The following is a 23,717-nucleotide window of genomic DNA, read 5'->3' on the forward strand; positions in this document are numbered from 1 at the left end:
GCCGATGGTACTGCAGGGGGGACCCTGTGGGAGAGTAGGACACCGCCGGACACCATTCACGATGGCCACCCAGAAATGGGTGGCCATCGCTGTTTAACCACCACCTCGGATCCCCGCTGCTCACTGGAGCGCGGTGCGGGTTAGGGTGGTGCGACGGTTACGGCCGTCCTCCCCGCCCTCGGGCGGGTCAACTCCACAGAGCATCACCACGACAGGCGAGGAACGCATGGACGACTCAGGATCCGACCGCAACGACCGGGACTCCGGACGTCGTGACGAGCGGCCGCCTCGCGCCGGCGGCCCCGGCCGCTCCTCGAACGATCGCGGCGGCTCGGGCGATTCCCGCCCCCGCCGCGACGGTGATGCTCGTCCTCCCTATCGCGGCGGTGGCGACTCCCGTCCGCAGCGGGATGGTGACTCTCGTCCTCCGTACCGTGGTGGTGGGGATTCGCGTCCGCAGCGCGACGGGGACTCTCGTCCTCCGTACCGTGGTGGTGGGGACTCTCGTCCGCAGCGTGATGGGGACTCCCGTCCGCAGCGTGATGGGGACTCCCGTCCTCCGTACCGTGGCGGTGGGGACTCACGTCCGCAGCGTGACGGGGACTCCCGTCCTCCTCACCGTGGCGGTGGGGATTCGCGTCCGCAGCGTGATGGGGACTCCCGTCCTCCGTACCGTGGCGGTGGCGACTCACGTCCGCAGCGCGACGGGGACTCCCGTCCTCCTTATCGTGGCGGTGGGGATTCGCGTCCGCAGCGTGATGGGGACTCCCGTCCTCCTTACCGTGGCGGTGGGGACTCACGTCCGCAGCGTGACGGGGACTCCCGTCCTCTCTATCGCGGTGGCGACTCGCGTCCGCAGCGGGACGGTGACTCTCGTCCTCCCTATCGCGGTGGCGACTCGCGTCCCCAGCGTGACGGGGACTTCCGGCCTCCTTACCGTGGAGGTGGAGATTCGCGTCCGCAGCGGGATGGTGACTCCCGCCCTTCCTACCGTGGTGGTGGCGACTCCCGTCCGCAGCGTGACGGGGACTCCCGTCCTCCGTTCCGCGGTGGATCGCGCGACGGGGGAAGCCGGCCGTGGTCGGACGATCGTCGGGGCGGCGGAGACCGCCAGGGTGGCGGACGCGGACGCGAGGGCTTCGGCGGCGGACGCGGCGGCCCCCGCGAGGAGCCGGAGCTCACCGAGGAGGAGCGCGAGCGGCGCTCCCTCCAGTCGGTGCGCCCGCGCCACGACGACCCGGACCTTCCGGACGACGTGCAGGCCAAGGACCTCGACAAGGTCGCCCGCAACGAGCTGCGCACGCTCTCGAAGGACAACGCCGAATGGGTCGCCCGTCACCTGGTGATGGCCGGCCGCCTCCTCGAGGAGGACCCCGAGCTGGCGCACCGCCACGTGCTCTCGGCGGCCCGCCGCGCGGGACGCATCGCCGTGGTCCGCGAGTCGCTGGCCATCTCGGCGTACGCGACGGGCGACTTCGCCCTGGCGCTGCGCGAGCTGCGGACCTTCCGTCGGATCTCCGGCTCGGACGAGCAGGTGCCGCTGATGGTCGACTCCGAGCGCGGCGTCGGCCGACCCGACAAGGCGCTCGAGCTGGGACGGTCGATCGACCGCACCACGCTGAGCCCCGGCGCGCAGGTGTCGCTGGCCATCGCCATGTCCGGCGCCCGCCTCGACCTCGGCCAGGCGGAGCTCGCTCTCATGGAGCTCGAGATCCCGCAGCTGGACCCGGACCGCGCGTTCTCGTACAGCCCGGATCTCTTCGCCGCCTACTCGCTCGTCCTCGAGGAGGTCGGCCGCTCCGAGGAGGCGGCCGAGTGGCAGCGTCGCGCCGACATCGCGGCGCAGGCCGTCTTCGCGGCCGAGGGCGGCGGTGACGACGAGACGATCGAGGTGATCGAGGAGGAGCACGAGTCGGCCGACGCCACGTCCGCTCCCGATCGCGCCGAGGAAGGGACCGCGGTCGACGACGCGGACGACTACCTGGACGACGAGGACGGCCCGACCGCCGTCGACGACGCGGACGAGGACGAGGTCCACCGGACTGTGTCCGAGGAGATCGACGACGACGACGACGCGGACGCGGACGACGCCGATGCGAGCGCTGACGCCGAGGCCGACCTCGTCGACACGGACGAGCCGACCTTCGCAGACGAGTCCCTCGAGTCCGACGATCTCGCCGAGACGGACGCGGACGAGGCTCTCGACTCGGCCGAGCCGACCGCCGACCAGTCGGTCGAACCCGCCGACACCACCGAGGAGGACGCCGATGTTCCGCAGCAGCAGGACTGAGCCCACCCCGCTCGACGGCCGCGACTCCGTCCTGGCCGACCTCGACGGGGTCGTCTACAAGGGTGCCGACGCGATCCCCTTCGCGGTGGAGAGCCTCAACCGAGCGGCCGAGACGCTGCGGGTCGGCTACATCACCAACAACGCCTCCCGCACGGACGCCTCCGTCGCCGGGCACCTCTCCGAGCTGGGGCTGAGCGTCCGGCCCGAGGACGTCGTCACCTCCCCCCAGGCGGCGGTCGTGCTGCTCGCCGACCTGGTGCCGGCCGGCTCGACGATCCTCGTCGTCGGGGCGGAGGGCCTCACCTCCGAGGTCGAGCGTGCCGGGTTCACCGTGACGCGCAGCGCGGAGGACTCGCCGGCGGCGGTCATCCAGGGCTTCGCGCCCACGGTCGGCTGGGAGCAGCTGGCCGAGGCCTCGTTCGCGCTCCACACGGGGATCCCGTGGGTCGCGACGAACACCGACTGGACGATCCCCGTCGCGCGCGGCATCGCCCCGGGCAACGGGACCCTCGTCTCGGCCGTGCACACCGCGGTCGGCCGGCTCCCGGTCGTCGCGGGCAAGCCCGAGCGGGCCATCTTCGACGCGGCGACCGCGCGCTTCGGCTCGACGAACCCGCTGTTCCTCGGCGACCGGCTCGACACCGACATCGCCGGCGCGAACGGCGCCGACATGGAGAGCGCCCACGTGCTCACCGGGATCGACCGGGCCAAGCAGCTCCTCGCCGCGGAGCCCAAGCTCCGGCCGACGTACATCCTCGGCGACCTGCGCGAGCTGCACCTGCCCTACCCGGCGACGACGGTCTCGCGGAACGGCACGCACGCCGTCCGCGGCGCCAAGGTCCGCCTCGACGGCGACTCCGTGGTGATCGTGGACGCCGGCGACGACGCGACCGATCTGCTCCGGGCCGCCTGCTCGGTGATCTGGTCGTCCGGCCGCGCGATCTACGGCCTCGACGTGCCGGAGTCGCTCTACAGCTGAGCCTGCTCGGCGGGCTCCCGGCGTCCCTCTCGGCGCAGGAGCCCGTCGAGCCGACCGGCCAGACCGACCGCGACGATCGCGATCAGTGCGGCGTACGAGAAGGTCGCGGCGAAGACCCCGGTCCCGGCCCCGATCAGCCCGGTGACCGCCGCCGCGAGGAGGCCCGTCAGCGCGAGGGAGACCGAGGCGCCGGTCGAGTCGGCGATCTGCAGGGCCGAGCTGTTGAAGCCCTCCCGGCCCGGAGCGGAGAGCGCGAGCGTCATCGTCCCCATCCGCGGGAACATCGTGCCCATGCCGCCGCCGGCCAGGAACCAGCCCACGCCCGCGACGATCGGGCTGAGGGCGAGCACCGTGACGAGCAGCACGACTCCGATGCCGGCGAGCACGAGCGACGTGCCGAGCCGCATCGCTCCGCCGTGGCTGAGGCGTGTACCCGGGCGTCCCTGGATGTTCGAGCCGAGAGCCCAGGAGACGGCGCCCGCGGTGAGCATGGCGCCCGAGAGCCAGGGCGGCAGGCCGTACTGCTCCGAGAGCAGCAGCGGCAGGTAGACCTCGGTGCCGAAGAACGCCGCGGCGACGAGGGCGCGGAGGAGGATCACCGACGGCAGGACGCCCCGGGCGCGCAGCGTGCCGGCGGGCAGGAGCGCGCGAACCGCCACGACCACGACCACCACGGCGGCCGCGGCCAGGAGCCCGGCGAGGTCGGGCGCGAGTTCGGCGCTCGTGCTCAGCACGACGACTCCGGCCGAGACGACCACGGCGCGGGCGATGCGGCCGACGGCCCGGCGATCGAAGGGGAGGCGCTCGCGCGGCTCGAGCGAGCGGAGCGTCGGCGCGATCGCGGCGCTCGCGAGGGCCACCAGGGCGACGACTCCGAAGAAGACCCAGTGCCAGCTCGCGAGCTCGGCGACGACTCCGGCCACCAGCGGCCCCACCAGCGACGGCACGACCCAGGCCGCGGCGAAGGCGCCGAAGATCCTCGGATGCAGCTCGCTCGGGTAGACCCGCGCGACGAGCACGTAGAGGGTGACGGTGATCCCTCCGCTGCCCAGCCCCTGCAGCAGGCGGGCCGCCACGAAGACCGGCATCGACTGCGCGGCACCCGCGGCGACGAGACCCAGGGTGAAGAGCAGGATCGCGACCACGAGCGACGGCGTCGGGCCGCGGCGGTCGGCCGAGGAGCCGGCCGCGACCATCCCGACCACGGCGGCGGCGAGCGTCGCCGCGAAGGCCAGGGGGTAGAGGGCGCGGCCGTCGAGGTCGGCGCTGACGATCGGCATGATCGTCGTCACGGCGAGCGACTCGAACGCGCAGAGGAAGACGAGGCTCGTCGTTCCGATGGTCGTCAGGAGGAGGGGAGCCGAGGTGATGCCGCGGCGATCACGAGAACGCACCTGCTCAACAGTACGCCGAGCGCACGGCCGGTCAGCGGTAGACGGCCCAGTCGTCCTTCGCGAGCACCGTCGGGGTGCCCTCGATCTCGACCAGCCAGCCGCGGTCGTCGCGCTCGAGGTAGCGCCCCTGCACGATCTCGGGGGCCCAGCCGCCGTCGCGGGAGGAGATCCAGCGGACGAAGCGGACGGTGCCTCCGCGCCGGAACAGTGTGCCGTTGTGGTCGCTCATGCGGGGATCTTCTTCACGGAGAGGTCGTCGGGCGACGAGGTTTCGGGGAGGAGGTGGAGGCCGAGGCGGCCGTTCGAGGCGTTCGAGAGCTCGCGCAGCCAGTGCGGGTTCAGATCGATCGCGGCGGTGCCGTCGTACTCGTAGCGGGTGGGGATGCCGGGGTGCAGCCACAGCTCGGACCGGCGGCCCTCGGCGTCCTCGGTCGTGAGGAGGAAGCCCTCGCCGCGGCGGAACCGGGAGGTGATCACGGTCTGGAGGTGGGCCAGGGCGCGGTCCTCGAAGGAGTGCGAGCTGGCGGGTGCGCCGTAGAGCAGTCGTCCCATCGCGCGCACCTCCTCGCCGTCGGCGGCGCACGGAAGGCGTGCCGCACCGTCGACACTAGGTATTGCTAAGTCGGTTGACTAACAGTCTCGGCGCCGACTGCGCTTTCGGGACACACGCCGTCCGATCGCCGGAGAAGTGGTTCGATGGGGACAGCGAGTTCCCGTCCGGGGCACCTGCCGCTCGGAAGGTGCACCTCGATGGACGCTCGGCCAGACCTGTTCGCTCTGCTCACGCGATTGCGCACCGCGGAGCGCGACTACGACGGCCGCGTGGAGCGGCGCCTCGGCATCGGAGCCACGGATCTCGCGGCTCTGCGGCTGATCGGGGTCGGGGAGCAGCGCGACGAGATCGTCCGCGCCGTCGACCTGGCCGCAGCCCTGTCGATCACGACGGCGGCCGTCTCCCTCCTCGTCGACCGCCTCGCCCGTGCCGGCTACGTGAACCGCACTCCCGACCCGTCCGACGGCCGCGGCCGCATCCTCTGCCTGACAAAGCGCGCGCAGACGGCCATCATCGGGACCGACGACCCGACCTACGAGCAGATCCGCGCGATGGTCGCGAAGGTGCCCGAGTCGGAGGCCGCGACCGTCGCGGTGCTGCTCGACGGCCTCAGCCGCATCCTCGAGGGGCAGCCGCCGCCCGAGCTCGTCGACTGATCAGCTCTGCAGGGTGGCGCTCGGCGACTCGCCGAACCGCTCGGAATAGGCCGCGCTGAAGCGGCCCGCGTTCCCGAAGCCCCAGTGCCGGGCGACGGCGGCGACCGTCGTCCCGTGGGGCGGGCTCGCCGCCAGCTCCACTCGGGCGCGGTCGAGCCGCACCAAGCGCAGGTAGGCGATCGGGCGCATCCCGAGCACCCGCTGGAACGCGGACTGCAGGCCCCGGACGGTCAGGCCCGACGCCTCCGCCATCTCGGCCGGGCCGATCGGCTCGCTGCAGTGGGCGTGCACGTACTCGACGGCCGTGCGGACCCGCGCGTTCCGGGGGGCGAGGAGCTCGGGCGGGACCGGCGCGGACTCCGGAGGGTAGAGGTCGAGCAGCGCGGAGGCCGTGGCGCGGGTGAGCTCGTCCCAGAGCAGCGGCTCGACGCGCTCGCTGCGCAGCGCGCGGGCGGAGTCGGCGACGGCGGTGCGCCAGCGGCGGATCGCCGCGGCGTCGGGGCGGTGCTCGGAGTCGAAGACGAGGGACCCGACGAGGCCCCGCTCGGCGGCGACCCGGTCGACCACTCCCCGGTCGAGGTGCACCAGGCGCTGGTCGAAGTCGACGTAGTCGAAGGCGAACGGCCGGCCGACGGGGAAGAGGACGGGACGGTTCTCCTCCATCGCGATCGAGGCACGGCCGACGTCGATCCGGGCCGAGCCGCCCACGATCCACTGCACGACGACGTCGTCCGAGTCGCCCACGCCGCCGGCGAGGTGCCCGGACATCCGCGAGGTGCGGAGGGTCATCCCGCCGTCGCCGATGGCGGCGTAGCGGTAGCTGAAGTCGGCCGCGGTGGTGGCGGCGCGCCACTCGTCGCCGTTGTAGAGCCGCGCGAGGCTGTGCCGCGCCTCGTCCGGGTCCTCGCCGCGGGCCTCGAGCCGGACGCGAGGGTGGTGATCGTCCACAGGTCGTTCCGGTGCCTCAGCGCGTCAGGCGCTCGATGAGCTCGCGGTAGCGCGCGGCCGTGCGCTCGACGATCTCGGTCGGGAGGGTCGGCGGGAGGCCCTGGCCGTCCCAGTTGTCGGAGAGCCAGTCGCGCACGATCTGCTTGTCGAACGAGCGGCCGCGGATGCCGGCGTCGTAGTCGTCGGCGTCCCAGTAGCGGGAGGAGTCGCTGGTGAGGACCTCGTCGCCGAGGGTGACGACTCCGGTCCCGCGGTCGACCCCGAACTCGAACTTGGTGTCGGCCAGCAGGACGCCGCGGGCCAGGGCGATGGTGGACGCCTCGCGGAAGACGGCGAGCGAGAGGGTGCGCAGCGCCTCCGCGGCCTCCTCGCCGACGATCTCGACGGTGCGCTCGAAGGTGATGTTCTCGTCGTGCTCGCCCTGCGGGGCCTTCCACGCCGGGGTGTAGATCGGCTCGGGGAGCGGGTCGCCGTCCTGGAGGCCCTCGGGGAGCGGGACGCCGCAGACGGAGCCCGTCTCCCGGTACTCCTTCCAGCCGCTGCCGGAGAGGTAGCCGCGGACGACGCACTCGATCGGGAACATGTCGAGCGTCTTCACCAGCATCGACCGGCCGCGGACCGCCTCGGGGATCGCGCCCGGGATCAGGTGGTTGGGGACGTCGGAGAGCTGCGCGAACCACCAGAGGGAGAGCGTGGTCAGCAGCTCGCCCTTGCCGGGGATCCCGGGCTCGAGGACGGCGTCGTACGCGCTGACCCGGTCGCTGGCGACGACGAGCATGCGGTCGGCGCCGAGCACGGGGTCGGCGTCGTCGGGGGTGTAGAGGTCGCGCACCTTGCCGGAGTAGGCGTGCTGCCAGCCGGGCAGCGGCGCCGTGGTGTCGAAGGACAGGGAGTCGTCGCGGGTCACCGCACCATTCTCCCCGATCCGGGGGGCTCCGCGGCTCCTGAAGACCTCCTGTGTCCTGGCGGATCGGGGCTGTCAAGCACGCGCGGCCGCCGATCCCGCGCGCCTAGCGTCGAGACATGACTTCGCAGAACGACCAGACTCCGCAGAACGACCAGTACACGTTCCAAGACCCGACCGCGATGTTCGCCGACATCGACACGGAGGCCCAGTACCAGGAGGGCTCCGGCCTCGACTCGAAGATGGACGACCCCGCCGACCGCGGCGAGTCGACCTACCGCGGCTCCGGCCGCCTGACCGGGCGCAAGGCGCTCGTCACCGGAGGCGACTCGGGCATCGGCGCGGCCGTCGCCATCGCCTACGCCCGCGAGGGCGCCGACGTCGCGATCGTCTACCTCCCCGAGGAGGAGTCGGACGCGAAGAAGGTCGTCGCGCTGATCGAGGAGGCCGGCCGCACCGCCGTCGCCATCCCCGGTGACATCACCGACCACGACTTCGCGGTGGGCGCCGTCGCGAAGGCCGTCGAGGGCCTGGGCGGACTCGACATCCTCGTCAACAACGCGGGCAAGCAGCAGCACGTCGAGGACTTCCTCGAGCTCTCGGACGAGCAGTTCGACGAGACCTTCAAGACCAACGTCTACGCGATGTTCTGGATGACGAAGGCGGCCGTGCCGCACCTCGCCCCGGGCTCCGCGATCATCAGCACCTCGTCGATCCAGGCCTACCAGCCGTCGCCGATGCTGGTCGACTACGCCAGCACGAAGGCCACGATCAACACGTTCTCGAAGGCGCTCGCGCAGCAGCTCGCGCCCAAGGGCATCCGCGTGAACGTCGTCGCCCCGGGCCCGATCTGGACGCCGCTGCAGACCGCGGGCGGTCAGCCGTCCGACAAGCTGCCCGAGGTCGGCTCGCAGACGCCGCTCGGACGCTGGGGCCAGCCGGCCGAGCTCGCTCCCGCCTACGTGTTCCTCGCCTCCCCGGAGTCGAGCTACGTCGTCGGCGAGACGCTGCACGTCAACGGCGGCATGCCCACGCCGTAACACTCGGCGCTCACGGCGGGCCCGGTCGCGGCGCGGAGGAACCCTCTTCCGCGCCGTGGCGGGGCCCGCCGTTTTGGTTGTCGTAACAATCGACTGCTGTGCAGGTTCGTGCGCGAGAGTCGGTGCATGACCGATTCCCTGCCGATCCTCGACCTGTCCCGCCTCGACCAGGGGGAGGCGGAGGCCGCCGCCTTCCGCCGCGACCTCCGGGAGACCACGCACGACGTGGGCTTCTTCTACCTCGTCGGCCACGGCGTGCCCCAGGACCTCCTCGACGACGTCGTCGCCGTCTCCCGCCGCTTCTTCGACCTGCCGGAGGAGGAGAAGCTCGCGATCGAGAACACCCTCAGCCCGCAGTTCCGCGGCTACACCCGCTTCGGCGCCGAGCTCACCAACGGCGACGTCGACTACCGCGAGCAGGTCGACATCGGCATCGACCGACCGGCCGTTCCCGCCGGGCCCGGCGTCGCCGACTACGAGCGCCTCGAGGGGCCGAACCTCTGGCCCGAGGCGCTGCCGGAGTTCCGCGAGGTCTTCGAGCGCTGGCACGCGGAGCTCGCCGCGGTCGCGATCCGACTGCTGCGCACCTGGGCCGTCGCGCTCGACGCCCCGGAGGACGTGTTCGACGAGGCGTTCGCCGAGCGGCCGTTCTCGCTGGTGAAGGTCGTCCGCTACCCGGGCACCTCCGACCCGGAGCCCAAGCAGGGCGTGGGCGCGCACCGCGACGGCGGCGTGCTGACGCTGCTGCTGGTCGAGCCCGGCAAGGGCGGCCTGCAGGTCGAGCACGACGGCTCGTGGATCGAGGCACCCGCGATGGAGGGCGCGTTCGTCGTCAACATCGGCGAGATGCTGGAGCTCGCCACCGGCGGCTACCTCAAGGCCACGCTGCACCGCGTGATCTCGCCGCTGATCGGGACGGACCGGATCTCGATCCCGTTCTTCTTCAATCCCGCGCTCTCGGCCACCATGCCCTCGCTCCCGCTGCCCGAGGAGCTCAAGTCCGGCCTCTCGGTCGACCCGACGAACGCGCCGATCCTCGAGACCTACGGCGAGAACGCGCTGCGCTACCGGCTCCGGGCCCACCCGAACGTGGCGGCCGTCCACCACGCGGACCTGCTCGCTCCCACCGTCTGACCCGGGACGACGAAGGGCCCCCTCCCGCGCGAGCGCAGGAGGGGGCCCTTCGTCGTCAGTGCGTCAGCAGCGCGCGGCGGCCACGGGGACCGTCGCGGTGAACGCGGGCTGGCCGGTCGCCGATCCGGTCACCGTCACCGTGCCGGCCGGCATCGAGGCCAGGCGGGTGGTGAAGGCGGCGGAGGCGGACGAGCCGGGAGCGACCGCGGTGAACGACTTCGAGCCGTAGGCCGAGGTGATCGTGACGTCCGCGGCAGCGGTGTCGGTGTTCTTCACGGTCGCGGTGAGCACGATCTTGCCGGCGATGCAGCGCGTGGCGACCGCGGGGACGAGCTCGAGGGTGTCCAGCGGGACGGCGGCCGAGACCGACGTGCGCACCAGCTTGTCCGCGTACCCGGTGTAGGAGGCCGTGACGCCGGTCACGCCCGCCGGGACCGAGACGCTCGCCGAGCCGCCGGAGAGCGGGACGGTCGAGGTCCACGAGCCGCCGGTGAAGGTGACCGAGCCGACGACGTCGCCCTTGTCGGCCGCCGCGACCGTCGCCGTGACCGTGCGGCCGTCGGCGGTGAGGGTCGTGGTGGAGTCGACGGCGGTGACGCCGGTCCAGTTCTTCATGGCGGTGAGGACCGTCTGCGGGACGCTCACGAACGCGCCGTGCCGCGGGCTGGCCGGGAGGCCGGCGCGGCTCTTGGGCGAGACGTTCCAGTCGGCCGACTGCGAGAGGCGGTTCGTCTGCGAGCTGCCGGCGATGGCCGCTCCGGAGGTGAGGAAGGCCTTGTAGCCGCCGTCGCCGTAGTTGTCGACGAGGAAGGCGTAGCCGTCGCCCGTGCCGGTGGTGTCGTTCGGGTCGCCCGCGTTCAGCTTGATGATCTCGGGTCCCTCACCGGCCTGGCCGGTCTCGAGCGAGGTCATCCGGGTGTCGGTGAGCTGCCACGTGGTGTTCGGGTCGGCGCTCCAGTTCGAGGAGGTCGTCCCGGCGGTCAGGACCTTCGACTTCTCGAGGAAGATGTCCTTCCCGGCCTCGAGGGTGCCGGCGGCGCCGCCCTCCTCGTTCTTGGTGAAGCGGTAGTAGTAGTCGCCGATCTTCGTGATCGTCGAGTCGATCCGCGCGTAGCCGGTGTCCTGCCAGGTGGCGGGAGGAGCGGTGAAGGTGCGGAAGTCGCGGGTGATCACGGAGAAGACGCGGGAGTAGAGCTTGTCGTTGTTGGTCTTCGTCGCGTCGGAGTAGAGGCGCGAGGAGAAGAACACGACGTAGGACTGCAGGGCGTCGTCCCAGTACGCCTCGGGCGCCCAGGTCATTCCGGCGGCCGGCTGGTTCACCGTGATGCCGGTGTCGGCGCCGTTGGTGCGGGTCCACTGCACCAGGTCGGTCGACTCCCAGACCTCGATCTTCAGGCTGCCCTTGGACTGGGCGTCGCCCCAGCCGGTGCCGCAGGAGATGCAGAGGTCGGTGGCGACCATGTAGTACTTGTCGCCGTTGTGCGAGCGGAGGATGAACGGGTCGCGCAGGCCCTTCGTGTCGGTCGTCGAGGTGATGACCGCCTTGCCGCCGTTGACCGGCGAGAAGGTGAAGAAGTCGTTGCCCGAGGTCGCGGCCTGGTAGATCTTCTCGTCGCCGTCCGACTTGAAGTACGCCGAGGCGTAGCCCGCGTCGGGAGCGGTGCGGCCGAGCTCGGCGACCGTCAGCGTGAAGGCGCGCGTCTCGGTGACGCCGTTGAGGGTGGCCGTCGCGGTGAGGGTGACGGTCCTGTCCCCGGAGCCGTAGGCCGGTCGGGTGACGACGCCGCCGCCGCGGTAGGGGTCGGCCGCACCGACCGCCGGAGCCGCGTAGGAGGTGTTCGTCGGCGTGACGAGGGCCGGGTCCGAGGAGGTCCAGGTGATGTCGGTGCCGTTCCGGGCGCCCTTCACCGCGAGGGGGAGGTTCTCGGTGGTGCGCGTGGCGAGCTTCAGCGCGTCGAGGTCGTCGTTGATGCTCGGGGCGAGCACGACCACCTCGAAGGCGATCGTCGCGCCCTGGGCGGTGGTCGCCGTCAGGGTGACCGGGGTGTTCTGCGCGATCGAGCGCGAGACGACGCCGGTGGCCGAGACGACCGCGCTGTTCGAGGAGGTCCAGGTGAGCGGGACACCGCTGCTGGAGGCGGGCAGCGTCAGGTTCGAGGAGACCTGGGTCAGCGACGGGTTGCCGGCCAGCAGGACGGGCTGGATGTCCGAGCGCAGCAGGGCGGAGGTCGCGGACGCCTTCGCCGCGGCGGTCGGCATGCTCGAGGCGACCTGCTCGGCGGTGAGGGAGGTGTCCCAGAACTTCACGTCGGTGACGTCGGCGGTCACGAGCGCGTCGCCGGAGTAGAGCGAGCGGCCGAGGTAGCCGAGCGTGGACCCGGTCGGGACGATGCTCGCCATCGACTTCGTGGTGTTCGCGGTCGAGATCTGCGTGCCGTCGCGGTAGAGGGTCAGCACGGTGCTCGACCCCGTGCCGGTGCCGACGAGCGTGAGCGTCGTGAACCCGGGGTTCAGCGTGCCGCCGAACGGCATGCGGGTCTCGCCGTTGTTGGTGGGCTCCTTGACGCGGATGCCCGCGAGGACCTGTCCGCTGGGCGAGCCGTCGGGGTTGCGCGGGTTCACGAAGACGTGGTTGCCGAGCTGCGTGGTGTTCCACGGGCCGACGCCGTCGCCGATGACCCAGCCGAACTGGTTGGCGGTGGTCTGCGTCTTCACCGTGTACTCGACGGCGAAGGCGTTGTCGGCTCCGGTGACCAGGCCCTGGGGCAGGCTCGCGTAGCCGTCGTTCTTGAACCGGGCGACCTGGTCGCCGCCGGCGTTCGCGAAGGACGCGTCGGTGAGGCCGGTCAGGGTGGCGTTGCGTCCGTTGCCCGAGATGTCGAGCAGGGCCGAGCCGGCGTGCGACATGTCGTAGTGCGCGGTGGGCGCCGGGACGTCGACGGCCTGCGCCGAGACGGGGACGAGAGCACCGGTGAGGGCGACGCTCGTGCAGGCGAGTGCGGAGAGGAAGAGGGATCGCGCGCGGCGCCGAGGCGCGGCGGCAGGGGGCTCCGGGGAGCGTCGTCTCATCGTCGAGACCTTTCCTTCAGGGGAGGGATGCGCCGAGCCGAGGGGACCGACGCGTGTGTTCACGTTAACATGTGAGCCGCCTCAGAGCCATGGGGGAATTGCTCCGGCGGCGAGAGCGAACCATGCGACAGGGGAGCGCTTCGGCGCAAGACCTGCACCCCCGAGCGCCCAGGGCGTAGCGTGAGCGCACCGCATCCTGGCCCCCGGTGACGGAACCATGCCCATCCGCCTGCCCTGCGAGGACTTGACCATGACGACGCTCTTCCACACCGGTGGCTCCCTCTCCCTCGACGACGCGACCGCCGACGCCGTCGTCCGCTACTCGCTCGCGCTCGCGCAGCGGCACCGGATGAGCACGGTCAGCGTCGCCGACGACTCGGCCCCCTCCTCCATCGTGACGCTCACCGTCGGGCTCGGCGTCCCCCTGGTCGTCGCGGGCAGCGATGGCGCAGCGGCGGAGTCGAGCGACGAGATCCTCGAGCGCCTCGACGCGCTCGACAGTGCGGGCGGACCGGTGCCCGCCTCGGACGTCGACCCCCGCGCGACGTGGGAGCTCGAGAACGAGTACTGAGCTCTGAGCCGCGGCGCTGCCGGCGCGGATCCGCCCCGCTCCTGCTCCGCGGGGCGCGGAGCGTCAGCGCCGGTAGTCGCGGATGATCTCCTGGGCGAGCGTCGTGATCGGAGTCGACGTCGCTCGCGCGCGGACCCGCAGCACCTCGAAGGCCTGCTCGACCGTGGTGCGGTGGGCGTAGGCGAGGATCCCCTTCGCCTGCTCGATCAGCACCCGGCTGTCGAGGGCGTGCTGCAGCTGCTCCTGGGTGACCGTGCTCTGCTGGAGCGCGCGCTGATGGAGGATCCCGATCGTCGCGACGTCGGCGAACGCCTGCACGACCGCGATGTCGTCCGGATCGAGCCGCCCCGGCCGGGCCTGGAAGAGGTTGAGGGAGCCGATCGTCGTCCCCGCCGAGCGCATCGGCACGCAGTGCGCCGAGAGCACGTCGAGCTCGACCGCCAGCGTCCGGAACTCCGCCCACTCCTCGCCCACGGTGCGGGCGTCCTCGACGATCACCGGCCGCCCGGTCTCGAAGCACTGGATGCACGGGCCCGACCCGCTGTCGAGCTGGAGCAGCTCGATCAGCCGGGTGTCCTCGTCCGTGGAGGCGAGCACCTCGAGGGAGCCGGCGGAGTCGGCGAGGACGAGCCCCGCCGAGACGGCGTCGAAGAGGGTCGCGCTGCTCTCCACGAGGGTCTGCGTGAAGTCGACGACATCGTAGTCGTCGACCAGCGTGTCGGAGAGGGCGACGAACGTCTGGATGACGTTGCGCTCCCGGGAGTTCGTCACCATGTGTCGTCCTGGGCGGTGAGAGGGCGGTCGGGGAATCCGTCGTGCCGGGCCACGATGCCGGAGGCGACATCGACGACGGAGCGCTGCTGGGCGAAGGCGTGGGCGCGCAGCAGCAGCTGCGCCTCCTCGGCTGTGCTGCCGTAGCGCGCGATGATCATGCCGGTCGCCTGGTGCACCACGCGTCGCGAGCGCGGATTCGTGCTCTCCTCGACCTCGTTGTCGCGCAGCACCGCGGCCAGCACCAGCAGCGCCGTCGCGGTGGTCGAGGCGCTGATCCGGCCGAGGAGGGAGTCGCTGAGCGACGTGGGACGGCGGGAGTAGAGGTCGACCGCGCCGATCGAGAGCCCCGCGATCGAGAGCGGGAAGGCGAAGACTGCGCGCACCGCCGTGGGGCCGATCGCCTCGGTGAAGAGCGGCCAGCGCTCCTCCGCGCCGGTGTCCGGCACCGAGACGGGGCCGGCAGCGCGGATCGCCTCCCAGCATGGGCCCTCGCCGAGGTCGATCTGGATCTCGTCCAGCCGGCTCGCGGTGCTGTCGCTCGCGGCGACCGTCTCGCCGCCGAAGGGGCTGCCGAGCGTGGAGATCGCGACGCCGTCGATCGGATACCCGCGCAGATACGGGTCGCAGAGAGCGTCGGAGTCGGTCACCGCGCCCATTTTAGCCGTCGGCTCCGCTCGGAGCGACGCTCCGCCGGACCGGCGGGGACGACGACGCGGTGACGCGCGGGAGCCCGCCTGGCTGCGCTGCCCGGGCGTACGAGGCGACGGCCCGTGAAGCGGCTCGTCGGGCGCGGACGGTGCATGGTGCGGGGCGACGGGAGCCGGAGGACGGCGGCCTGCACGGCGACGGAGCGGCTCAGGCCGGGGTCGATCGAGCCGGGACGCTCGAGGGCGGCGATGAGGTCGTCGAGGACGGCGAAGGCGGGATCTGTCATCACGGCTCCTGGCCGGGTGTCCGCGGCCGTTGTTCTGCGCGCCGGGGCGCGGGCGGTGTCGATCGGGTGTCGCCGTGCGGGGTCCGCGCACGACGTCGACGAGGTCCTGCCCGACGGTACGGGGCGCGGATCGACCGGACGACGTGGTTGACCTCCCCGAGGTCCGCCGCTACTCGTGCTCTGCGTTGAGCTCGTCGAAGCCGTTCGTGATGATCGACAGCGGGGTGTACGGCGTGATGAGGAGGAGCGCCGGGTTCGCGCGTCCCTCGCCGTAGTTGACCGTCAGCCATTGCGGGGTCGGGGAGGCGAGGGCGGCCTCGACCTCGGCGCGGAACTCGTCGAGGCTCCTGTTGTTGACGGTGTAGGCGGTGCCGTTGTAGATCAGGTCGATGCGCTTCACAGCTGGTCGCCCTTCGCCGGGGGACGCACCGGTTCGGCGGGCTCCGAGATGACGTACAGCCCGCCCGCGGAGTTCGCGAGGTCGGTGAGCGCGGAGATCCAGGCGGGGTTGATGCGGGGCATCCGGCCGCCGAAGTACTTGTAGCGGAGCGCGTGGGAGGGGTGGATCCAGATCGCGCTGCGGCCGTCGCCCATGCTGTGGTCGTCGCGCCAGCTGAGCAGGAACGACTCGTTGCGGCGCAGCTTCGCGGTGATGACGATCTGCAGGTGCGCGAGCACGCGGTCCTCGAAATCGATCTCGACGGTCCCGTCGTAGTGCAGCTTCCCCATCGGCGTCTCCAGCCCCTGATCTCCGGCCGGCAGGCGCCCGCCGTTGCCACCACCCTTCCGCAGACCGGAGGGATCCGACAACCCGGGCTGCCATTCTCTGCTCGATCTGTCCAGGTCTTCCGTCAGCGGCGGTCCTCTGTCAACCTCCTCCCTCCACGCAGCCGGCGCTGCCGAGCATGGACGGCATGAAGCACATCCTCTTCGCCGACAAGACGATCCTCGTGGGGGACGAGGCGGCCGACGCGCTCGTCGAGTACGCCGTCGCCCTCGCCGCGAAAGGCGCGGCCGACACCGTCGAGTACACGGGGATCGGCGCCGACGGCGGGACGGTCGACGCCACTTTCCTCGTGAACGCCGCGGCCGCCCTCATCGTCGAGACCACGCCGAGCGACCTGCCCGAGCCGGACAACGCGGAGGAGGTGGCGCGGGTGCGCGAGCGGATCGACGCGCTCACCGGCGAGCATCCGGTGCAGCCCGGCGACGGCGAGCTGACCAGTGGTGCCGACTACGAGGACTCCTACGAGCAGTGAGTGGTTCCCCGTGGTGCGGGTCCGGGCACGACCGGCGTCCGCTACCACTGCGAGGCTCCGCAGTGAACCCCCTGATCGGCTGAGGGGAGGCGGACGTACCGTGGCCCTGCGGGTCGCCGACGACACGATCACCGGTCGACCGCTACGGGCACGGCCGCGGGTCGGCCGGGGAGGACGGACACCATGACCGGAGACCATCCCTTCTGGGTGCGCCTCGCGCGCAAGGAGCCGCAGTGCGCCATCGTGCGCGGCCGGGTCTTCGAGATCGGCGCCCCCGACGAGCGGGACGGGGCCTTCCTCCTCACGGTCTGGGAGAAGGGGCGGCCCGTCGGGCACGTCCTGAACGTGGACCCGCCCGCCTACAAGCCGTGCGGACCGGGGCACCCGGTCGAGCCGCAGCGGGTCGACGGGGTCGAGGAGCTGCTCGAGCTCCTGGTGCCCCAGCGCACCCGGCTCGCGGCGCACGGCTGACGCCGCTCCCGTCCGCGGGGCTACCGCTTCCAGATGGAGGCGTCGGGCCGCGACGACGAGTGGGCCGTCACCGCGGTGCGGGGTGAGCAGGTGGAGGCGCGGTGCGCCTCCGTCGTACGGGTCTTCGCGCGCTCGTTCGTCGCACGCCGCGCGGTCGAGCTGGCGGGCGCGACCGGCGCGTTCGACAACCGCCGGCAATCCTGAGCGGGCTCCGTGCCCGCGAGGTGCTGCTGGGAAGTGGTCCGACCGGCTGAACACAGGAATAGCCGCCGTCCCTCGAAATAGGGGAGCGTCCGCGGCGACGATCGCTTCCCGTCACGTTGGCACAGTCTTAGACTCGGTCCGCTTCACGGGAAAGGCGGCAGATGGTCCCCTCCGGCAACTATTTGCCCTCTTTATTTATCTACTCGGCACCGGTCAGCGCCGCGGGCGGACGCTCGATAGTGCTCCTGCTTCTCGCGGTAGTCGCTTGCGCCGGAGTGATCTGGATCGCCTTTCTCCTCTGGGAAGGCAGCGCCGTCGCTCGGTCGAGCGATGCCGTTGGCCGACTCCTAGCGCTGAACGAACAGTCCAAAGAGAGGCTCAGGGCGCTTCCGCCCTTGACGATCAGGCGAACTCAGGAATTCGGCACGAAGCGGAGCTACGACAGTGCCGATCTTCTTGCTCTCCTCCGTCAGGTGCTCCTCGAGGACGAGAAGGCGATCGAGCAGGAGATCAATCGCCGTCTCATCCCGTTGCAGAGCTATGCCGTTTACGACCGGGAGTTCGTTGCTCTGATGTCCTTTTCGGTCGGCAGGTCGAGCCACCGAAGAATCCGTCCGGACCGATTCGTTCATATCGAGAGGAAGATCGCCGAACGTCGGCGGCTCCCGGTGCCCGTGGCTCAGGCCGATGTCTCCTTCATCGCGAGGTATACGAGCCCCCGAGGAAGGAACTCGTACGCGCGACGACTTCCGCTCAGTTTCGATCAACTCCGGTACCAGCTGAATGAGGCTCGTCGAGCACGGGCCGAGCTCGGCACTGTAGCTGCGGCTCGGAAGAGGGAACGAGGCTTGATGACGGCTTCGATGCGCTTGTCGATTCTTGTGCGGGACGGCTCCCGTTGCCAGATCTGCGGCATCTCTGCCGAGCACGGAGCGACCCTTCACATCGACCACATCCATCCCGTGAGCCTGGGTGGGAGGACTGAGCCCAGCAATCTGCAGACCCTCTGCGATTCTTGCAATCTCGCGAAAGGCGCTCGGGTGCTCCCCCGCTGACGGACGCCCGGGACGGGGGAGTCGTGCGGCCGGGCGGCGGCTGGCATCCTGACCTCGGTGCGACGAGCGCGCCCGCGAGGGGGAGCCCGATGAGCACCACCGAGGACGTCGACGACGGGACCGCTGAGTTCGGGTACCGCCCCTCCCTCACCCGCGGCATCGGCCGCTTCGGCAGCTTCGCCGCGGGCGTGAGCTACATCTCGATCCTGACCGGCACGTTCCAGCTTTTCTCCTTCGGCTTCGCGCTCGGCGGTCCCGCCTACTGGTGGTCCTGGCCGATCGTGTTCACCGGGCAGCTCATGGTCGCGCTGTGCTTCGCCGAGCTCGCCGCCCGCTACCCGGTCGCGGGCTCCGTCTACAACTGGAGCAAGCGCCTCGCCGGGCCGACGGTGAGCTGGCTGGCGGGCTGGCTGATGGCCACCGCGTCCGTGGTCACGCTCGCGGCCGTCGTGCTGGCGTACCAGGCGACGCTCCCGCAGATCTGGAGCGGATTCCAGCTCGGCGGCTCCGCGGGGGTGAGCGCGGTGGTCTGGGGAGCGCTGCTGATCGCGTTCACCACCGCGGTCAACGCGCGCGGCGTGCGGCTGATGGCCCGGATCAACAGCGTCGGCGTGCTGATCGAGCTCGTCGCGGCGGTGCTGCTGGTGGCGGTGCTCGCGGTGAACGTGGTGCATCCGCCGACCGTGCTGCTCGACACCAGCGGCTACGGCGGGAGCATGCCGGGCGGGTACGCCGGCGCGTTCCTCATCGCCGCGATCGCGTCGGCGTACGTGATGTACGGGTTCGACACCGCGGGCTCGCTCGGCGAGGAGACGGTCGATCCGCGCCGGACCGCGCCGACGGCGATCCTGCGGGCGGTGACCGCCTCCTTCGTCCTCGGCGGCCTCATCCTGCTGCTGGGGATCCTCTCGGCGCCCGACCTCGCCGACCCGGCGCTCGGGCAGGCGTCGGGCGGGCTGCAGCGGATCGTGCTGCAGGTGCTCGGCGGCCCCCTCGGATCGGTCCTCCTGCTCTGCGTGGTCGTCGCGATCACGGTGTGCGCGCTGGCGGTGCACACGGCGGCCATCCGACTGATCTTCGCGATGGCCCGCGACAACGCCCTGCCCGGCAGCCGCGTGCTCGCCCGCGTCGACCCGCGGCGCGGGACACCGGTGGCGCCGGCGCTGGTCGTGGGGGTGCTCGCGGTGCTGATCCTGGTCGTGAACATCGGGACGCCGGCGATCTTCACGGCCGTGACGAGCGTGGCGGTCATCCTGATCTACCTCGCCTACCTGCTGGTGACGGTGCCGCTGCTGATCGCCCGGCACCGCGGCCGGTGGCCCGCAGCCGCGCCCGGGCGCTTCTCGCTCGGCCGCGCGGGCCTGCCGGTGAACGTCGTCGCGGTGCTCTGGGGCGCGGCGATGACGGTCGACCTCGCGTGGCCGCGCGTCGAGGTCTACGGGGAGGAGCTGCGCTGGAGCGCGGTCGTCGTGATCGCCGCGGTCGTCGGGATCGGCCTGGCCTGGTTCCTCCTCCGCGGCCGGCACCGCCTCGGCACCCTGCCCGCGCACGCGCTCCCCTCGCCGCCGCCGCAGGGCTGAGTCGCACGAGAAGGCCCGTTCTCGAGGGGGCAGGACGATCCTTTCCGGGCGACTCGGCGGCGGCACCGGGAGGAGGATGGGGGAGCGGGTGCTCGGCCGAGCGCCGCGGGAAGGAGCGCGCGTGCGGAACCGCCTGGCGACTCCGTCCCTGCTCGCGCACGCCGTGCTCATCCAGGCCGTCGCGTTCCTGCTCCGGCCGGCCGCCGTCTACCAGGCGATCCGGCTCGACGTGCCGGCCTGGGCGCTCGGGGCGCTCGGCGCCTCGTTCGCGCTGGTGCCGCTGCTGATCGCGCTGCCGGTGGGCGGGCTGGTCGACCGGGTCGGCGCCCGGGCCGTGATGGCCGTCGGCTCGCTCGTCGCGGTGGGAGCTGCCGCGGTGCTGCTCCTGGCGGGCGGGAGCGTCGCGGGGCTGCTCCTCGGCATCGCCCTGCTCGGCGCGGGGCACCTGGGCTGCGTGGTCGGGCAGCAGACCGTCGTCGCGGGCGGCACCGGAGGGACGCGGCTCGACAGCCGCTTCGGCTACTACACGTTCGCCGCGTCGCTCGGGCAGGCGATCGGGCCCGCATTCATCCCGGTGCTCGCGGGCGGCTCGGTGCGGCCCGACCCGGCGCCGCTGTTCCTCGTGGGCGGGATCCTCGCGGTGCTGCTGCTCGTCTCGACGGCGGGGATCCGCAGCCCGTCCCCGCGCGGACCCGCGGCGGAAGGGGCGGCGGCTCCGGGCTCGACGCTCGGTCTCCTCCGGGTGCCGGGCCTCGCGCGCGCCCTGCTGACCAGCGCGACCGTCGTCGCCGCCGTCGACCTGACCGTCGTCTACCTCCCCGCCCTCGGCGCCGAGCGCGGGCTCCCGGCCGGCGTCGTCGGAGCCCTGCTCACCGTGCGCGCGCTCGCGTCGATGGCCTCGCGGCTCCTCCTCGGCGCGGCCACCGCCCGGCTCGGGCGCACCCGGGTGATGGTGGGCGGCATCCTGATCTCGGCGCTCTGCCTGGTGCTGGTCGCCCTGCCCGCGCCGACCGTGCTCCTCTTCGTCGCGGTCGCCGCCCTCGGCCTGGGCCTCGGGATCGGCCAGCCCATCACGATGTCCTGGCTGATCGAGCGCACCCCCGCCGACCGCCACGGCCGCGCCCTCGCGCTGCGCCTGGCCGGGAACCGCCTCGGGCTGATCGCCCTGCCCAGTCTCCTCGGCGTCCTCGCGGCGGCGGCTGGAGCGGGCGGCGTCCTCATCGGCACCGGTGCCGCGGTCGGCGCGACCCTCCTCCTGCTGCGCGGGGTGCGCCTGGACTGAGGTGCCGGGGGCGCAGCGGATCGCCGGCGCGCGCCGCGTTCCCGGGCATCTCCGTGGGAAGACCGGAGGATCAGCTGCCCGGCTCCTCCACGCGGACGTCCTCGGCGGCCTTGTCGGCGCGCCAGCCGCGCCAGACCGGCTGGCGGAGGGTGCCGGAGGCGGTGCGCTCGCGGTAGCGGACCTCGCCGACCAGGACGGGCGACACCCAGTGCACGCCGCGCGACTCGAGCGGAGGGACGGAGACGGCGGGCTCCTCGGTGGCGTGCTCGGCCAGGCGGTCGACCAGTCCGCGGCGCTCGCGGTCGCTGAAGCCGGTGCCCACACGGCCGGAGTACGCGAGCCCGTCCTCGCCGGGGATCGCGGTCAGCAGCGCCCCGACCGACCCCTGCAGGCCGCCCTCGCCCTCGCGCCAGCCCACGATCACGACCTCCTGCAGCCGGTGGTGGGTGAGCTTGATCCAGTCGCGCGAGCGGCTGCCCTCCTGGTAGCGCGAGTCGCGGCGCTTGGCGACCACGCCCTCGAGGCCGAGGGTGCGGCTGGTGGCCATCGCCTCCTCCAAGTCGCCGTCGAACACGGACGGGACGTGCACGCGCTCGTTCTCGGCGACGAGGTCGACCAGTGCCGAGCGACGGGTGTCGTAGTCGCTCCCGGTCAGGTCCTCTCCTGCGCGCTCGAGCAGGTCGAAGACCATCAGGTGCACCGGAGTGGACCGGGCGGCCGCCTCGATCTCGCGCGGCTTCGTCAGCCCGCCGCGGGTCTGCAGGGCGCCGAAGTCGGGGCGCCCGCGAGCGTCGAGGGCGACGATCTCGCCGTCGAGCACGGCGTCGGCGGCGGCCTCGGCGAGCGGGTCGAGCAGATCGGGGAACGCCGCGGTCAGGTCGTTGCCGTTGCGGCTCGTGAGGGTCGCGGTGCCGCCCTGCACCCGCACGAGAGCGCGGTAGCCGTCCCACTTCATCTCGATCGCGGCCCCCGGGTCCACGTCGCCGCGGCGTCCGGCCGTGGCGAGCATGGGGCGGTGGCGGCGCGGGGCGGAGTCCTCGGCCTGGCGGTCGGAGGAGGGTGCGGGGCGGGGAGCGGGCGACGCGGCGGACGCGGCCGCCCTGCCCCGTCGCTGCGTCCCGTGCCCGTGAGCGGGACCCGGCGCCATCAGGTGCAGGAGCCAGTTCTTCTCGGCGCCCTCCCTCGAGCCCGTGTGCAGCAGGGCGTAGCGACGGGGCTCGCCGCCGAGCCCGCCGTCGGGGCGGCCGGTCAGCACCGCGATCACCTCCTTCCCCTCGCGCCACTTCTCGAGCGCGTAGGTGCCCTCGTCCCAGATGCGCACCTCGCCGCCGCCGTACTCGCCGGCCGGGATCGTGCCCTCGAAGGTCGCGTACTCGAGGGGGTGGTCCTCGGTCTGCACCGCGAGCCGGTTCGGGTCGCCCTCCAGCGGCGGGCCCTTCGGCACCGCCCAGCTGACCAGGACGCCGTCGTGCTCGAGCCGGAAGTCGTAGTGCAGGCGCCGCGCGTGGTGCTCCTGGATGACGAAGGAGTCGCCCGAGGAGGAGCCCGCGGACCCCGCCTCGGGCACCGGCTCCGGCGTCCTCGACGCGTCGCGCATGCTGCGGTAGGTCGCCAGGCGGTCGGAGGAGGCGTCCGTCGCGGCGAAGCCCGCCATCCGCTCCGGGGTCGGCTCGAGCCCGGCACCCCGGGCGGCGAGCAGCGGGCGGAGGAGGTCGCCGTCGCTCCGCAGCCGCTCCACCACCTCGTCGGGCGACAGGTGGCGCAGGTTGTCGGCACCCAGCTCCTCCCACGTGCGGGGCGCGGCGGCGGCCGGCCGGAGGCGCCCCCGGAGGGAGTAGGGGGCGATGGTCGTCTTCGCCGCGCTGTTCTGGCTCCAGTCGACGAGGACCTTGCCCTCGCGCAGGGTCTTCTTCATGTCCGAGACGACGAGGTCGCGGTGGTCCGACTCGAGCACGCGCGCCAGCTCGTGCGCGACCGCCGAGATCTGGTCGCTGGAGGCGGAGGCGTCCAGTGGGCAGTAGAGGTGGATCCCCTTGCTCCCGCTGGTCACCGGCAGCGGAGCCAGCCCCATCCCCTCCAGGAGGTCGCGGGCGAGGAACGCGACCTCGGCGCACTCGGCGAGTCCGGCACCCTCGCCCGGGTCGAGGTCGAGCACGAGGCGGTCGGGCGGACGGCGCTCGCCGTCGGAGCCCACCCGCCACTGCGGGACGTGCAGCTCGAGCGCCGCCTGCTGCGCCAGCCAGGTGAGCCCGGCGACGTCGTCGACCAGCGGGTACTCGACGTCGCGCGACGAGTGCGCGAGCCGGGTCCGGCTCAGCCAGTAGGGGGCGGAGGAGGGGAGGTTCTTCTCGAAGAAGACCTCGCCCGGATGCTCGGCGGTGCCCACTCCGTCGACCCAGCGCTTCCGGGTGACCGGGCGGCGCGCGAGATGGGGCAGCACCGCGGAGGCGACGGAGGCGTAGTAGGAGAGCACGTCGGCCTTGGTGAAGCCCGTCTCCGGGTAGACGACCTTGTCGAGGTTCGTCAGCCGCAGCCTCCGCCCGCCGACCGAGACGATCTGCTGCGAGGCGGCCATCCCCCCATGGTGGAGGCAGGTGCGCGCCGAGGGAACCCCGGACCG

General features: G+C 72.3%; 24 protein-coding genes. 12 read left to right on the forward strand and 12 right to left on the reverse strand.

Going from position 1 to position 23,717, the window contains the following annotated elements; genetic code table 11:
* The first annotated feature begins 1,216 nt into the window (after positions 1–1,216).
* Complete coding sequence (locus tag C5C49_RS17045) at positions 1,217–2,290, forward strand: hypothetical protein (RefSeq protein WP_258068449.1); 1,074 nt, start codon at positions 1,217–1,219, stop codon at positions 2,288–2,290.
* Positions 2,268–3,269, forward strand: a complete 1,002-nt coding sequence (locus C5C49_RS11530; RefSeq protein WP_104226795.1) for an HAD-IIA family hydrolase — start codon at positions 2,268–2,270, stop codon at positions 3,267–3,269. The genes C5C49_RS17045 and C5C49_RS11530 overlap by 23 nt, the downstream gene beginning before the upstream one ends.
* On the opposite strand, the gene C5C49_RS11535 is transcribed toward C5C49_RS11530, so the two are convergent.
* From C5C49_RS11535 to C5C49_RS11545, 3 genes are read right to left on the reverse strand one after another with little or no spacing between them, the layout of a single operon-like run.
* Positions 3,260–4,663, reverse strand: coding sequence for an MFS transporter (locus tag C5C49_RS11535; RefSeq protein WP_104335879.1), 1,404 nt, complete (start codon positions 4,661–4,663; stop codon positions 3,260–3,262). The genes C5C49_RS11530 and C5C49_RS11535 overlap by 10 nt on opposite strands.
* 31 nt (positions 4,664–4,694) lie before the next feature.
* Positions 4,695–4,892: a hypothetical protein gene (locus tag C5C49_RS11540; protein WP_068256013.1), complete on the reverse strand. Its 198-nt coding sequence runs from the start codon at positions 4,890–4,892 to the stop codon at positions 4,695–4,697.
* Complete coding sequence (locus tag C5C49_RS11545) at positions 4,889–5,215, reverse strand: hypothetical protein (RefSeq protein WP_104346214.1); 327 nt, start codon at positions 5,213–5,215, stop codon at positions 4,889–4,891. The genes C5C49_RS11540 and C5C49_RS11545 overlap by 4 nt, the downstream gene beginning before the upstream one ends.
* A 198-nt stretch (positions 5,216–5,413) precedes the next feature.
* Here C5C49_RS11545 and C5C49_RS11550 point away from each other — a divergent pair, with 198 nt between their 5' ends.
* Positions 5,414–5,872, forward strand: a complete 459-nt coding sequence (locus tag C5C49_RS11550) for a MarR family winged helix-turn-helix transcriptional regulator (protein WP_181135764.1) — start codon at positions 5,414–5,416, stop codon at positions 5,870–5,872.
* Here C5C49_RS11550 and C5C49_RS11555 read toward each other — a convergent pair whose 3' ends face one another.
* Positions 5,873–6,820, reverse strand: a complete 948-nt coding sequence (locus C5C49_RS11555; protein ID WP_104346216.1) for a helix-turn-helix transcriptional regulator — start codon at positions 6,818–6,820, stop codon at positions 5,873–5,875. It abuts the gene before it with no gap.
* Positions 6,821–6,836: 16 nt separating this feature from the next.
* On the reverse strand, positions 6,837–7,727 hold the full coding sequence (locus C5C49_RS11560; RefSeq protein WP_258068450.1) for a phosphoribosylaminoimidazolesuccinocarboxamide synthase: 891 nt from the start codon (positions 7,725–7,727) through the stop codon (positions 6,837–6,839).
* Positions 7,728–7,843: 116 nt separating this feature from the next.
* On the opposite strand from C5C49_RS11560, the gene C5C49_RS11565 reads away from it, so the two are divergent.
* Together C5C49_RS11565 and C5C49_RS11570 are read left to right on the forward strand one after the other, a co-directional pair.
* Complete coding sequence (locus tag C5C49_RS11565) at positions 7,844–8,764, forward strand: glucose 1-dehydrogenase (RefSeq protein ID WP_104223791.1); 921 nt, start codon at positions 7,844–7,846, stop codon at positions 8,762–8,764.
* Positions 8,765–8,890: 126 nt separating this feature from the next.
* Positions 8,891–9,898 (forward strand): isopenicillin N synthase family oxygenase, encoded by a 1,008-nt coding sequence (locus tag C5C49_RS11570; protein WP_104256556.1) that lies wholly within the window; start codon positions 8,891–8,893, stop codon positions 9,896–9,898.
* A 63-nt stretch (positions 9,899–9,961) separates the two neighbouring features.
* Here C5C49_RS11570 and C5C49_RS11575 read toward each other — a convergent pair whose 3' ends face one another.
* The gene (locus C5C49_RS11575; RefSeq protein ID WP_258068451.1) at positions 9,962–12,967 is read right to left on the reverse strand and encodes an immunoglobulin-like domain-containing protein; all 3,006 of its coding nucleotides are present in this window, start codon (positions 12,965–12,967) and stop codon (positions 9,962–9,964) included.
* Positions 12,968–13,217: 250 nt separating this feature from the next.
* Here C5C49_RS11575 and C5C49_RS11580 point away from each other — a divergent pair, with 250 nt between their 5' ends.
* The gene (locus C5C49_RS11580) at positions 13,218–13,538 is read left to right on the forward strand and encodes a hypothetical protein (protein WP_104295689.1); all 321 of its coding nucleotides are present in this window, start codon (positions 13,218–13,220) and stop codon (positions 13,536–13,538) included.
* Between the two features lie 63 nt (positions 13,539–13,601).
* Here the strand turns inward: C5C49_RS11580 and C5C49_RS11585 are convergent, their stop codons facing one another.
* From C5C49_RS11585 to C5C49_RS11605, 5 genes are all read right to left on the reverse strand, one after another.
* Positions 13,602–14,312: a GAF and ANTAR domain-containing protein gene (locus C5C49_RS11585; RefSeq protein ID WP_104346217.1), complete on the reverse strand. Its 711-nt coding sequence runs from the start codon at positions 14,310–14,312 to the stop codon at positions 13,602–13,604.
* Positions 14,306–14,959, reverse strand: a complete 654-nt coding sequence (locus C5C49_RS11590) for a GAF and ANTAR domain-containing protein (protein WP_104351715.1) — start codon at positions 14,957–14,959, stop codon at positions 14,306–14,308. Before C5C49_RS11590 ends, C5C49_RS11585 begins: the two co-directional genes overlap by 7 nt.
* Positions 14,956–15,246, reverse strand: coding sequence for a hypothetical protein (locus tag C5C49_RS11595; protein ID WP_104233816.1), 291 nt, complete (start codon positions 15,244–15,246; stop codon positions 14,956–14,958). The genes C5C49_RS11590 and C5C49_RS11595 overlap by 4 nt, the downstream gene beginning before the upstream one ends.
* A gap of 169 nt (positions 15,247–15,415) precedes the next feature.
* On the reverse strand, positions 15,416–15,646 hold the full coding sequence (locus C5C49_RS11600; RefSeq protein WP_104346218.1) for a hypothetical protein: 231 nt from the start codon (positions 15,644–15,646) through the stop codon (positions 15,416–15,418).
* A complete protein-coding gene (locus C5C49_RS11605) occupies positions 15,643–15,975 on the reverse strand; it encodes an ATP-dependent DNA ligase (RefSeq protein WP_104223784.1) in 333 nt (110 codons plus the stop codon). Before C5C49_RS11605 ends, C5C49_RS11600 begins: the two co-directional genes overlap by 4 nt.
* 185 nt (positions 15,976–16,160) lie before the next feature.
* Here C5C49_RS11605 and C5C49_RS11610 point away from each other — a divergent pair, with 185 nt between their 5' ends.
* The 6 genes from C5C49_RS11610 to C5C49_RS11630 all read left to right on the forward strand — a co-directional run bounded on the left by C5C49_RS11610 (position 16,161) and on the right by C5C49_RS11630 (position 21,097).
* Entirely contained in the window at positions 16,161–16,505 is a 345-nt protein-coding gene (locus tag C5C49_RS11610) for a hypothetical protein (RefSeq protein WP_146084881.1), read from the forward strand.
* A 183-nt stretch (positions 16,506–16,688) separates the two neighbouring features.
* Positions 16,689–16,976, forward strand: a complete 288-nt coding sequence (locus C5C49_RS11615) for a hypothetical protein (protein ID WP_104223782.1) — start codon at positions 16,689–16,691, stop codon at positions 16,974–16,976.
* Between the two features lie 33 nt (positions 16,977–17,009).
* Complete coding sequence (locus tag C5C49_RS17050) at positions 17,010–17,180, forward strand: hypothetical protein (protein WP_181135765.1); 171 nt, start codon at positions 17,010–17,012, stop codon at positions 17,178–17,180.
* Positions 17,181–17,455: 275 nt separating this feature from the next.
* Positions 17,456–18,235 (forward strand): HNH endonuclease, encoded by a 780-nt coding sequence (locus C5C49_RS11620; protein WP_219814593.1) that lies wholly within the window; start codon positions 17,456–17,458, stop codon positions 18,233–18,235.
* 89 nt (positions 18,236–18,324) lie between these two features.
* Positions 18,325–19,815 carry an APC family permease gene (locus C5C49_RS11625; RefSeq protein ID WP_104346221.1) on the forward strand — a complete coding sequence of 497 codons (1,491 nt, stop codon included), beginning with the start codon at positions 18,325–18,327 and terminating at the stop codon, positions 19,813–19,815.
* 121 nt (positions 19,816–19,936) lie between these two features.
* Positions 19,937–21,097, forward strand: a complete 1,161-nt coding sequence (locus C5C49_RS11630) for an MFS transporter (RefSeq protein WP_159940156.1) — start codon at positions 19,937–19,939, stop codon at positions 21,095–21,097.
* Positions 21,098–21,167: 70 nt separating this feature from the next.
* Here C5C49_RS11630 and C5C49_RS11635 read toward each other — a convergent pair whose 3' ends face one another.
* A complete protein-coding gene (locus C5C49_RS11635) occupies positions 21,168–23,672 on the reverse strand; it encodes an ATP-dependent DNA ligase (RefSeq protein ID WP_104346222.1) in 2,505 nt (834 codons plus the stop codon).
* Positions 23,673–23,717 lie beyond the last annotated feature (45 nt).

Source organism: Rathayibacter sp. AY1E2, assembly GCF_002932325.1.
GTDB lineage: Bacteria > Actinomycetota > Actinomycetes > Actinomycetales > Microbacteriaceae > Rathayibacter.

What these genes read in the sequence shown, in the direction of transcription:
- C5C49_RS11605 (WP_104223784.1), bottom strand. Translation starts at nt 15,975, where the DNA reads ATGGGGAAGCTGCACTACGACGGGACCGTCGAGATCGATTTCGAGGAC.
- C5C49_RS11570 (WP_104256556.1), top strand. Translation starts at nt 8,891, where the DNA reads ATGACCGATTCCCTGCCGATCCTCGACCTGTCCCGCCTCGACCAGGGG.
- C5C49_RS11595 (WP_104233816.1), bottom strand. Translation starts at nt 15,246, where the DNA reads ATGACAGATCCCGCCTTCGCCGTCCTCGACGACCTCATCGCCGCCCTC.
- C5C49_RS11530 (WP_104226795.1), top strand. Translation starts at nt 2,268, where the DNA reads ATGTTCCGCAGCAGCAGGACTGAGCCCACCCCGCTCGACGGCCGCGAC.
- C5C49_RS17050 (WP_181135765.1), top strand. Translation starts at nt 17,010, where the DNA reads ATGGAGGCGTCGGGCCGCGACGACGAGTGGGCCGTCACCGCGGTGCGG.
- C5C49_RS11575 (WP_258068451.1), bottom strand. Translation starts at nt 12,967, where the DNA reads ATGAGACGACGCTCCCCGGAGCCCCCTGCCGCCGCGCCTCGGCGCCGC.
- C5C49_RS11540 (WP_068256013.1), bottom strand. Translation starts at nt 4,892, where the DNA reads ATGAGCGACCACAACGGCACACTGTTCCGGCGCGGAGGCACCGTCCGC.
- C5C49_RS11585 (WP_104346217.1), bottom strand. Translation starts at nt 14,312, where the DNA reads ATGGTGACGAACTCCCGGGAGCGCAACGTCATCCAGACGTTCGTCGCC.
- C5C49_RS11580 (WP_104295689.1), top strand. Translation starts at nt 13,218, where the DNA reads ATGACGACGCTCTTCCACACCGGTGGCTCCCTCTCCCTCGACGACGCG.
- C5C49_RS11615 (WP_104223782.1), top strand. Translation starts at nt 16,689, where the DNA reads ATGACCGGAGACCATCCCTTCTGGGTGCGCCTCGCGCGCAAGGAGCCG.
- C5C49_RS11565 (WP_104223791.1), top strand. Translation starts at nt 7,844, where the DNA reads ATGACTTCGCAGAACGACCAGACTCCGCAGAACGACCAGTACACGTTC.
- C5C49_RS11635 (WP_104346222.1), bottom strand. Translation starts at nt 23,672, where the DNA reads ATGGCCGCCTCGCAGCAGATCGTCTCGGTCGGCGGGCGGAGGCTGCGG.
- C5C49_RS11550 (WP_181135764.1), top strand. Translation starts at nt 5,414, where the DNA reads ATGGACGCTCGGCCAGACCTGTTCGCTCTGCTCACGCGATTGCGCACC.
- C5C49_RS11610 (WP_146084881.1), top strand. Translation starts at nt 16,161, where the DNA reads ATGAAGCACATCCTCTTCGCCGACAAGACGATCCTCGTGGGGGACGAG.
- C5C49_RS11625 (WP_104346221.1), top strand. Translation starts at nt 18,325, where the DNA reads ATGAGCACCACCGAGGACGTCGACGACGGGACCGCTGAGTTCGGGTAC.
- C5C49_RS11545 (WP_104346214.1), bottom strand. Translation starts at nt 5,215, where the DNA reads ATGGGACGACTGCTCTACGGCGCACCCGCCAGCTCGCACTCCTTCGAG.